Consider the following 7,649-nt stretch of genomic DNA (forward strand, 5'->3'; position numbering starts at 1 on the left):
CGCCCGTTCTACACCGCCCCCGGTGGGATCTCGCACGAAGCCTACCATCTGCCCACGGCGTAACCCGGCGGATACGAACAGATCACGTCGTAGGATGCCATCGACTGGAACTTCGAGCTCGACGACGCCCGACGAGTCGGCCCCGAGCCATGCCTGCGTCGTGAATGGACCCTCGTGCGGCAGCCCGCAGAGCACGAAATCCGGTGATGCGCGCAAGGAGTAGGTCGTCGAATCGACGCGCGCGCGCACACCGGTGTCGTCAACGCGCAGTGTGCGCCATCGTGCGCGCACCGCGCCCTGTCCCGAGTCGACCGGTGAGCCGTCCGACGTTCGCAGGCGGCCGAGCATGAGGCCCAACGGGTGCTCGCTGGGAGCTGTCGGTCCACAGAACAACGCTGTGAGCGCCGTTGCGGACGGTATGCCAAGCGTCACGATAATCGCCGCTTGTGCATGCTCGATGTCGACCGAGGTAACCGGAGGACGTAGCAACAGCGAATCGAGCTTCGGGTGGAGAAATCCGATGAAGTATTGCCCGACCGCAACGGACTCGAACGCGAACCGGCCGACCGTATCGGACCGAACCGACCGCACTTCTGAAGGGGTTGCTTTCGTGACCAACTGGACGAGCGCGTTTGGTATCGGCAGGTTGGCGAGACTATCGAACACCATTCCGGCGATCGTTGCCTGCGCGCGCGCTTGTCGTGCGGCTCCGTCTTCGCGACCGCGCGGAGCGCGATCCGTTGCCGCGGTAAGGAGCACAATGGCCAACAGCACGGCGGGCAGTTCATTGACTCGCATGCAGACATAGAAGCCCTTCGCGAGGGAGCGGGCAAGGGCCGGCGACTAGCGCCACGTTGCTCGTGCTGCTTACGTCCTGATGGCGCTGTGAACGAAACAGACGCGCGTTGTGAATGAGTGCAGCCCACCAATCAATCCCTGCCCTGCGCAGACCCGCAGGCCCTTCGAATCGGAGCTCGCCATTGAGCAGGATCACGTCTTCGGTCGCTGTCGCGGCACTCGGCCTCCTGCTCCACGCATTCGCTGCGTACGCACAAGGGGTGGCGCGACCGCCTTCGAACACGGACGCTCCGCACGAGTGGACGGTTGATCCCACCCCACGACTACGCATCGCCATGAGTGCCGACGTCGACTTTGCAACGCTCATCGGCGTGTCGGTGTTACCCAATGGAGGAGTCGTCCTCGCCAGCGATCTGAGGAACAACATTCAGTTCTTCGATTCCCTTGGTAGAAGCACGAAAACGGTAGGACGAAACGGACAAGGCCCAAGTGAATTCGAAGGAGTGAACCAATTTCTCCGCTTCGGAGACACACTGGCAGTGATCGATATGAATGAGGCCATTCACCGATTCACGCTGGAGGGGCGATTTGTGAGATCTGAGCGCGTGGCCGCGACGGCAGAACAGGTGCATGGGTTTTTCGCGAATGGCGATCTCGTTGTCGGCGTGAAGCGATTGGAGCAGATTCCTGAGGGCCGGTGGCAGCAAGCGACCGAGGAGTTGGTGCGGATCACGGCAACTTCGCGCGTGGCCCTCGGTCACTTTCCCACGCAGGAGTTCACGCGCCTTCCCGGCGGAAAACTCAAAGGCAATGTCTACTCGCCACGCAATCGCGTCGCGGTGCTGCGCAATCAGTTCTGCACGGGCTACGCCGGCTCCACGACCTTCAGATGCTACGACCGATCAGGGCGTCGACTCTGGACTCGTGCATTGACCAACGCGTTGCCTGTGGCCGTGACGAATGCCGACAAAGAAGCGTACTTCAGCGACATCTACACGGTGAACGTGGGAAGCCCACGGAAGATGCTCGACGACCAGGTACGTTGGGCGCGCGCGAGCGTGACGTTCGCGAAAAGCCTCGGCGTGTATGGACCCTTGCTCGCCGCACGCGACAACGCGTTATGGATTGGCCCGCCCAGCACCGATGACTGGCGACGGACCAACCCGAATCCACTCCCCGAGCGATCCACGCGATGGCGCGTGTACTCGAGTGCGGGAGAATTCCTGGCCAACGTCAGGCTCCCACCGCGCTTCTACCTGCTCGAGGCCGGCGCCGACTATGTAGCGGGAGTGACCAAGGACGACGATGACCTCGAGGTCGTGCTCGTGTATTCGTTGCGGAAGCAGTAGTCGCAACCGCTGAGACTAGCGTGTCCGGATGACGATGGATGCACATCCGTCAGAATCGTCGAGCTGTGAGAGCGCACACGCGGAGCGATGCGTCGCCGCGCGTCGAACGCAAGTTCCTCTGTTGAAACACGGCGTCCTTCGACACGCATCGTTGCCAACTGTCGGGGCACGGGCACCAGACGAATCTCACCAATGGCAACTATCGCTTGCATTGGCTCGATGTCGACGAACTTCGGCTGGTACCCTACGCTGCGCACCATCAATTGCTGCGAATGCGTCGGTCGCTGCAGAGTGAACTGCCCATCTGCGGTGACACGACCAAGGAGTTCTCCGGTGACCGCGTCCGCGGCGCTGGCGCGCACCGCGGAGGCCGATGACGCCGTCTCGCGACGTTCCATTTGACCGGCGCCCACGAGCGTTTCCGACCAGAGTGCCGCGATCTACAGCAGCGCACCGGCAGTGGTGGCGAGTGCGAGCCGAGCGAGCGCTGACGAAAGCCTACCACGAACGATCCCGATATCCGACGGCAACGAGCCGCCGCACAGGAACGCGGCGTAGCGGCTACGGGGTGGCGTCGCCAACACCAGTCCGCATTTCGACGACTCGCCTCAGCGACGGTGGACGGTAGCGTATCGATGCCAAGCGAATCCAGGAGCGCCGAATGCACGCTGAGCTCATGGCGCTCCGGAGAGAGACTGCGGCACTCGAATCGCGCTCGCTGGTCCGTCAATGCCTGGAGGCCAAGCGCGGCGATACGCAACGTGGCGCCGCGGATCACGGCACCCCCGTTCAACGAGTCGCGAACGACACCGCGCACAACACGGTTGCCGTCCGGCCCCTGCGCCGTTCCCGCCGTTGGGTAGGCAGCAGCGAATGCCGCAGAGAGTACGCCCAGCGCGCACGAAGAGCGACGAGCGGTCGAAAGCCGTCCTGATCCACGCATGATCCAGAACTCCCTACTCGGTACTCCCGACCCCCGACTCCCGACTCCCTACTCCCTACCCCCGACTCCCCCGCGCCTCCTCACGCGCCTGCAACGCCGAGCTATCGGACCATAGCTGTTGCGTGACTCTGAGCAACACAAAGCCGCTCACCGCCAACACCGCCGTCAGAATCCACGCGGTCGTGAGTCGCGACGGATCGCTCGAGGCATACAGGAAGTTGCCGATCGCAAACAGCGACGACCAGATCACCACGCAGCCGGAGATCCAGCCCGCAAACGCGGCGCCGATGCGATTGTCCCGCGCCACCTCGGCGTCGGAGATGCCGGCCGCGGCACGGAGCTCGCCCCACCCAGCGCCCACCGGCTTCACCTTCCGCACGAACGCGATCAGCGTGGCACGATCGGTGGTGGGGCCGACGAACGCGGTGATCAGCCACGCCACGGTGGTGATCGCCACCTGCACGATCGTCGTGGTCGCGAAGCCGGCGCCGGGCATGAAGTACGGTACCGCCAGCGACGTGACCAGCGACATCACCATGGCCACGATCTCGCACCACGCCGACACCCGCCACCAGAACCAGCGCGCCATGTACAGCAGCCCCGTGCCGGCGCCGATCGACAGCAGCACCTGGAACGCCTGCTGCGCGGAACTCATCGTGAGACTGAGCAGCGCGGCGAAAACGTACAAGCCGATCGTGGACAGACGTCCCGCGTTCACGTAGTGTGATTCACTGCCGTCTTTCTTGATGAAGCGACGGTAGAAATCGTGCACGAGGTACGACGAGCCCCAGTTAAGGTGCGTGAGAATCGTCGACGAGTTCGCGGCCAACAACCCGCCGATCATGAGCCCCACGAATCCCACGGGCAGGAACTTGAGCATGGCGGGGAACGCCGAGTCGTGTCCGATCAGCGACGCGTCGGCGTTCGGGAACGCCGACTGGATCGACGCGAGATCCGGATACACGATGATCGAGCAGAGCGCGGTGATGATCCACGGCCACGGACGCAGCACGTAGTGCGCGATGTTGAAGAACAGCGTGCCACCGAGTGAATCTTTCTCCGACTTGGAAGCCAGCATGCGCTGCGCGATATACGAACCACCACCTGGCTCAGCGCCGGGGTACCAGTTCGCCCACCAGCTCACGGCAATCGGCATGATGAAGATCATGAGCGCCAACTCGGACATGCTGAAGTTGGGCAGCAGGTCGAGAATGGGCTGACCGGTGCCGTCTTTCACCGACATCACCGGCTGGGCGTTGGCGGCGGTGCTCTGCACCACCTGCAGCGTGGACAATCGCTCTGTGAGCAATTTGAGACCGAGCCACCCATCGGCCTGACCGGCCAGCCGACGTCCCACTTCCACCAATGAGAACCAGGCCGCGGCAAATACGGCGGTCATTTTGATGAAGAACTGAATCATGTCGATCACGAGCACGCCCCAGAGACCGGAGTGTGCGGCGAACGCGACGTTCAGCACCCCCGTAATGACGATCGTCTGCCAAGGCGCGAGACCAAACAGGATGTTGGCGATCTTGCACGCCGCCAACGTCACCATGCCCATGATGAAGCAGTTGAAAAACAGACCGAGGTAGATGGCGCGGAAGCCGCGCACCACCGAGGCCGACTTGCCGGAGTAGCGGAGCTCGTAGAACTCGAGGTCCGTCATCACGCCCGAGCGCCGCCAGAGCCGCGCAAAGAAGAACACCGTGGCTACGCCGGTGAGCACGAAGGCCCACCACTGCCAATTCCCGGCCACGCCGTAGCGCCGTACCTGCTCGGTGACCCAGTTGGGGGTATCCGACGAGAACGTCGTGGCCACCATCGACAAGCCAGCCAGCCACCAGGGCACGGAGCGGCCGGACGCGAAGAACTCCGAGGTACTGGCCCCCGAGCGCTTGGCAAGGAAGAGCGCCGGAACGAAGCACACGAGAATGGTCGCGGTGGCGATGACCCAATCGATCCAGGAGATGTTCATGCGCGGGAATCTCGCGTGAGGAGCGCGGGTCGGCAACGCGTGACGGCACGCGCCCGCGGTGAAACATTCAAAGTTCTGTACTCAGGGACCAAGACCCTCAAGTCGAACACTCGCCGTTCCGATCCTCGAATGGGTAGCGGGTGTTGGACGGTCACGATGGCCCTGGACACACCGACTCGTCCGGATTGTTAGATGCCGCTGGAAACGACATCCCGAATGCTTGCGCCGTTTCTCGATCGCCTGACGGTCGAGGAGATGGATGCGATCCCGTACGGCGTGGTCCAATTGGATCTCGACGCACGGGTCGTGTCGTACAATCGGGCTGAAGCGGAGAACGTCGGGGTAATCCCGCGCCCGCTGGGCTTGCACTTCTTTTTCGAAGTCGCCCCCAGTGCCAATGTCCCGGAGTTCTACGGGCGCTTTCTGGAGGGCATCGCCGAGGAGCGCCTCGACGACACCTTCAGCTTTACCTTCTCGTGCGCCCTGATGCCGCGTCGCGTGATGGTGCGCCAGTACTACTCAGTGCGCACCGGTACGGTGTGGCTGTTCGTAGGCCAGCCCGACGGCTCCCCGTTCACACGACTTACCGCGTCGCACGGCATGTCGGCGATCCGGGAGACACCGGCGTACGGGACGTCACATATCGCCAAGCGCGTGGCATAGGCGCGTGGCGTACGCTCGTCGCATAAGCGACTGACATCGGGCGAGAGTCGACGAAGCAGGTACGGAGCGACCACATTATGTGGGCCAGTGCCTTTCTTGTCCGTGCCTCCTCTCGGAGCTCCTGCATGACCCAGCGCCCCGTAAGTCTGTTCCTCCTCTCTACCCTGCTCGCCACTTCCCTTGGCGCGCAGACGAAGCATCGCCTCATGCCGACACCCGAAACGGTGGTTGTGGGGCACTACTGGTCGGAGACCAAGCCGGTGTTGCGGATCAAGTCGGGCGACGAGGTCACCATCGGCACGCTGATCACCTCGAATCCAACACGGCTGGAAGGCGCCGGCGTAAAGCCGGACGACGTGGAGCCCGCGCTCCGTGCGATCACCGATCAGGTGAAGGATCGCGGACCGGGCGGACACATTCTGACGGGACCGATATTCGTTGAAGGGGCCGAGCCCGGTGACGTGCTCGAGGTGCGCATCAAGAAGGTCGACCTGGCCATCCCGTATGCCTACAATGCCTTCGGTCGCACCAGCGGCTTCATTCCGGAAGACTTTCCGTACGCAAAGATGCGCATCATCCCGCTTGATGCGAAGAAGATGCTGGCGCGCTTCGCGCCGGGCATCGACATCCCGTTGCGTCCGTTCTTCGGCAGCATCGGCGTGGCTCCGCCGCCCGCTCGTGGGCGGGTCAGCAGCGCGCCACCCGACATTCATGCCGGCAATCTGGACAACAAGGAGCTGGTGGCCGGCACCACGCTCTTCATTCCCGTGCACGTGCCGGGGGCGCTGCTGGAAGTGGGCGACGGACACGCCGCCCAGGGCGACGGCGAGGTGGACATCACGGCTCTCGAGACGTCGCTGACCGGTGTACTCGAAGTGATCGTGCGCAAGGACCTGAAGCTCACCTGGCCACAAGGCGAGACGCCTACGCACTGGATCACGATGGGCGCCGACAAGGATCTCGTGGTCGCCACCAAGACCGCGCTGCGTCAGGCGATCGAATTCCTGCAGACGAAGGGGCTGTCGAAGGACGACGCCTACATGCTGACCAGTGTGGCCTGCGACGTGCGCATCACGCAGCTGGTGGACGGCAACGTGGGCGCGCACGTGATGATCCCCAAGGCGATTTTCACCAAGGTGAAGTGACACCGCGCGGCACGCTAATGCGGACCGGCTGACCCCATCGACGAACGCACCACTCCGCGCAGCACGTCGAGACGGAACTCGGTCCACCCGTCGCCCTGCACGTACTGCGCACGCACCCGATGCACGCCGCCACGGAGCGGCGCGTAGCCGGGCATCGTTTCGTGTGGCGTCCACTGATCGATCACAAGGCGGTCATCAACCCACACCCGCACGGCATCGTCGCTGAGCGTGCGCAGCGTGTAAGCACCGGGCGACAGATCGAGCGTGGCCGTGGCTTCCATCGCCATCCGGCGCGTCGGAATCTGCGCATCGCGTGAGCTCGACCAGAACCAATCCATGCGCGGCGCGGTGCGCGTGCTGAGCGGCGTACCAGCCAACAGTGCCGCGAATGCCGCCGGCTGCTTCACGGGATCGGTGCTGTCGCTCCACGCGAACACGCGCTGCGTCCACGTGGTGCGCGGCGCGAACTGTTCGTAACGGAAACGCTGCGGCATGCCCGCCGCGGTGCGTACCCCGCGCGGCGACACCGTGGCCGCGCCGCGATACTCGAGCGTGACCTCCCAATCATGCGCTGAATCGTGCCGCTGATCGACACGCGGTGTGACCATGATCGTGTCGCCGACATTCCCCGACGCGGCCGACATGCTCGCCACGCCGCGGCGCGACAGCACGCGCCAGCGACCAGCCGGCCCGAGCACGCGTAGTCGCAACGTCGGCGCACGTGGCGTCGTGTGTGTACTGTCCAGGGGCCAGAGCTTCGGCGACTGCCAATCGTA

7 protein-coding genes are annotated in these 7,649 nt (G+C 63.9%); 3 read left to right on the forward strand and 4 right to left on the reverse strand.

Annotation, left to right across the window (positions count from 1 at the left end):
- The coding region (locus ACESNG_RS09130) for a carboxypeptidase-like regulatory domain-containing protein (protein WP_373064924.1) at window positions 1–798 on the reverse strand (798 nt) is incomplete at its 3' end.
- 335 nt (window positions 799–1,133) lie between these two features.
- On the opposite strand from ACESNG_RS09130, the gene ACESNG_RS09135 reads away from it, so the two are divergent.
- Window positions 1,134–2,147 (forward strand): hypothetical protein, encoded by a 1,014-nt coding sequence (locus ACESNG_RS09135; protein ID WP_373064926.1) that lies wholly within the window; start codon window positions 1,134–1,136, stop codon window positions 2,145–2,147.
- A gap of 440 nt (window positions 2,148–2,587) precedes the next feature.
- Here the strand turns inward: ACESNG_RS09135 and ACESNG_RS09140 are convergent, their stop codons facing one another.
- Together ACESNG_RS09140 and ACESNG_RS09145 are read right to left on the reverse strand one after the other, a co-directional pair.
- On the reverse strand, window positions 2,588–2,728 hold the full coding sequence (locus ACESNG_RS09140; RefSeq protein ID WP_373068660.1) for a hypothetical protein: 141 nt from the start codon (window positions 2,726–2,728) through the stop codon (window positions 2,588–2,590).
- Window positions 2,729–3,145: 417 nt separating this feature from the next.
- Window positions 3,146–5,065, reverse strand: a complete 1,920-nt coding sequence (locus ACESNG_RS09145; protein ID WP_373064928.1) for a sodium:solute symporter family protein — start codon at window positions 5,063–5,065, stop codon at window positions 3,146–3,148.
- A gap of 192 nt (window positions 5,066–5,257) precedes the next feature.
- On the opposite strand from ACESNG_RS09145, the gene ACESNG_RS09150 reads away from it, so the two are divergent.
- On the forward strand, window positions 5,258–5,728 hold the full coding sequence (locus tag ACESNG_RS09150; protein ID WP_373064930.1) for a hypothetical protein: 471 nt from the start codon (window positions 5,258–5,260) through the stop codon (window positions 5,726–5,728).
- A gap of 125 nt (window positions 5,729–5,853) precedes the next feature.
- On the forward strand, window positions 5,854–6,873 hold the full coding sequence (locus tag ACESNG_RS09155) for an acetamidase/formamidase family protein (protein ID WP_373064932.1): 1,020 nt from the start codon (window positions 5,854–5,856) through the stop codon (window positions 6,871–6,873).
- A 14-nt stretch (window positions 6,874–6,887) separates the two neighbouring features.
- Here the strand turns inward: ACESNG_RS09155 and ACESNG_RS09160 are convergent.
- Window positions 6,888–7,649, reverse strand: a 762-nt coding sequence (locus ACESNG_RS09160) for a PA14 domain-containing protein (RefSeq protein ID WP_373068662.1), incomplete at its 5' end; no start/stop codon positions are given.

The organism is Gemmatimonas sp., from assembly GCF_041689975.1.
Classification (GTDB): domain Bacteria; phylum Gemmatimonadota; class Gemmatimonadetes; order Gemmatimonadales; family Gemmatimonadaceae; genus Gemmatimonas.

Bases quoted from the DNA above. Each gene is read 5' to 3' on its own strand.
- ACESNG_RS09135 (WP_373064926.1), top strand. From the start codon at position 1,134: ATGAGTGCCGACGTCGACTTTGCAACGCTCATCGGCGTGTCGGTGTTA.
- ACESNG_RS09145 (WP_373064928.1), bottom strand. From the start codon at position 5,065: ATGAACATCTCCTGGATCGATTGGGTCATCGCCACCGCGACCATTCTC.
- ACESNG_RS09150 (WP_373064930.1), top strand. From the start codon at position 5,258: ATGCCGCTGGAAACGACATCCCGAATGCTTGCGCCGTTTCTCGATCGC.
- ACESNG_RS09155 (WP_373064932.1), top strand. From the start codon at position 5,854: ATGACCCAGCGCCCCGTAAGTCTGTTCCTCCTCTCTACCCTGCTCGCC.